Below are 2,653 nucleotides of genomic sequence, written 5' to 3' on the forward strand. Positions count from 1 at the left end.
GGATAGGTCCAGTCGAGTGGAGCCTGGTAGGTCTCTTTCATGGATCTCATGGAGAGCCATTTGTAGAGATTTACTACACTTCCCGCTTTGTCGTTGGTACCGGACCGGCGCGCACCACCAAATGGCTGCTGATTCACAACTGCGGCTGTCGGTTTATCATTAATGTAGAAGTTACCGGCTGCTTGACGCAACTTATCGGCCATGATATTTAATGCGTAACGATCTTTCGCCCAGATGGCACCGGTCAGTGCGTAAGGTGAGGTGTTGTTACAAAGATCCAGTGTCTCCTCAAATTTGTCGTCTTCGTAGACGTAAATGGTCAGAACCGGACCGAAGATCTCTTCCTGCATGGTCTTGAACTTCGGATTGGTTGTGAGAATCACCGTAGGCTGGACAAAGTAACCTTTGCTGTCGTCATACTCACCGCCGGCAATGATCTCGGCGTCGTCAGCATCTTTAGCATAGTCGATGTAGCCTGAAATCTTATCAAACGCTTTCCGGCTGATGACGGCTCCCATAAAGTTGGAGAAATCTTCCACATCGCCCACTTTAATCTTATCTACTTCAGCAAGCAGTTTTTCTCTGTACTCCGGCCAGAAAGATTTCGGAACATACATTCGGGAAGCAGCAGAGCACTTCTGTCCCTGGTACTCAAATGCACCTCGAACAGCAGCAATTACCAACCGGTCGACGTCAGCTGTTTTATGAGCAAAAATGAAATCCTTTCCACCTGTTTCACCAACAATTCGAGGATAGGTTTTGTACTTATCCACGTTGTTACCGATGGTTTTCCAAAGGTGATTGAATGTCGGTTCTGATCCGGTAAAGTGGAGTCCGGACAGATTTTCGTTTGCCAGAACAGGATCCCCCACATCGGCACCTTCTCCGGGGAGGAACTGGATAACGCCGTCGGGCAGACCCGCTTCCTGAAGGACTTTCATCACGTAGTAGCTGGAGTAAATAGACTCGACAGATGGCTTCCATATGGCTACATTACCGCACATAGCCGGTGCAGATGGCAGATTACCTGCAATTGCCGTGAAGTTAAATGGAGAGACGGCAAAAATAAAACCTTCCAGCGGACGATATTCAACCTTGTTCCACATTCCGTCAGGTGAGTAGGGCTGGTCTTTATAAATTTTGGTTAAATACCACGCGTTAAAACGAAGAAAATCGGCCAGTTCACCCACCGCTTCAATTTCTGATTGCTGAGGCGTTTTGGACTGTCCGAGCATGGTGGTTGCATTCATGGTAAAACGCTCGGGCCCGGTGATGATATCAGCAGCTCGCTGGAATATTGCTACGCGTTCCTGCCATGGCATTTCTGCCCATTTTTCACGGGCTTCAAGAGCACCGTCAATAGCCATTTTTACCTCTTTTTCGCCACAAAGGTGAACGGTGCCCAGTTTGTGGGAGTGATTGTGAGGCATTGTCACATCTTGTGTACGATCCGTAGTTACCTCTTCACCATTGATTATGGCAGGGATATCTATCTCTTCTTGTTTTAGTTCCTTTAATCTTTCTTTGAGTACTTTTCTTTCAGCTGAACCCGGCGCGTACTGTAAATACGGTTCATTAATCGGTTCCTGAAAGTTGAAAAATGCGTTGGACATGAGAATGTGTTTTTTGTGATTTACATGCTATGGTTTGTTCTTTCACAAATATATGAACTCTGTGGCGGAGTTCCCGCATGGATCACTGAATTTTAAAGGATTGGCGCCTGTGATTTACATCTCTTATCAGCCTAATGAATACCCGATTTATCTTCTTTCGCGCACAGAATTGGCAAAAATGGAAGGAAAAAGTTCAAAATAGATAAAAAACAAAGCGCTTTTTTCTGATAGAAAGGGAAATATTAATGAAACATTGAAGCGCTTTTCTGATGCAATACCGCTGATTATTGGGTGTATAGATAAAATCTACTAAAGAAATTTATTCATAATGAATCATTACGTTAGATTCTAAGGTTTAATAGATACAATTGAACAACTGATAAGCAGTGACTGTGCAGAAAGAAGCAGATACACTGAAATCAACTTTATTCACCAATATGAAAGCAATTATAATTTATCTCGATACAGCATTACTTATTAACTCGATAAGTGAGAAGAAACGAATCGGACTTGCAGCCCGCGACATTCAAATGATGAATCTTATCAACCGGGTGCAATTATAACCGATGGTTTTTCATACATACTAATTAGTATGTACGTAGAACTGCGGGATGGCTTTGTTTTATAAGTCAGTTTCCTGCAGGTTCATCGATTAAAGAACATGTAAAGATATTTGATGATCTCCTGAACCCATTGAAACCAATGTAGAATCCGATCTGTCAATAATTTTTGATAGCGGAAACAGGATTAAGCATTTCAAATCAAATGTGATTCCCCTTAAATCATAACGAAACCATAATCACTGATTAACAGAGTAATCATAACAGAAGAATATTTTAGAACACTAATTTAACTAGAGCCAACACTATGAAAACTTTCAAAAATTTTTTAAAAGCATATTTCGATCAACATATCATCGCATTCCACTCCGGAGCTATTGGAGGCTTAGGCAGGAAAGGAGAAGATATCGCCAGGTTTAGAGGCACGCGAACAGAAAAGCCTCCATCGAGAGAAATTAAAACTCAAACTGCCGACTGTAA

2 protein-coding genes are annotated in these 2,653 nt (G+C 42.5%); one reads left to right on the forward strand and one right to left on the reverse strand.

The annotated features are described in order from the left end of the window. The coding region (gene pruA, locus ACESM0_RS13670) for an L-glutamate gamma-semialdehyde dehydrogenase (protein WP_372906760.1) at positions 1-1,613 on the reverse strand (1,613 nt) is incomplete at its 3' end. Between the two features lie 437 nt (positions 1,614-2,050). On the opposite strand from pruA, the gene ACESM0_RS13675 reads away from it, so the two are divergent. Then, complete coding sequence (locus ACESM0_RS13675; RefSeq protein WP_372906761.1) at positions 2,051-2,176, forward strand: hypothetical protein; 126 nt, start codon at positions 2,051-2,053, stop codon at positions 2,174-2,176. Positions 2,177-2,653 lie beyond the last annotated feature (477 nt).

Origin of the sequence: Rhodohalobacter sp. (assembly GCF_041686455.1) — a bacterium.
Lineage (GTDB): Bacteria > Bacteroidota > Rhodothermia > Balneolales > Balneolaceae > Rhodohalobacter.

What these genes read in the sequence shown, in the direction of transcription:
- ACESM0_RS13675 (WP_372906761.1), top strand. Translation starts at nt 2,051, where the DNA reads ATGAAAGCAATTATAATTTATCTCGATACAGCATTACTTATTAACTCG.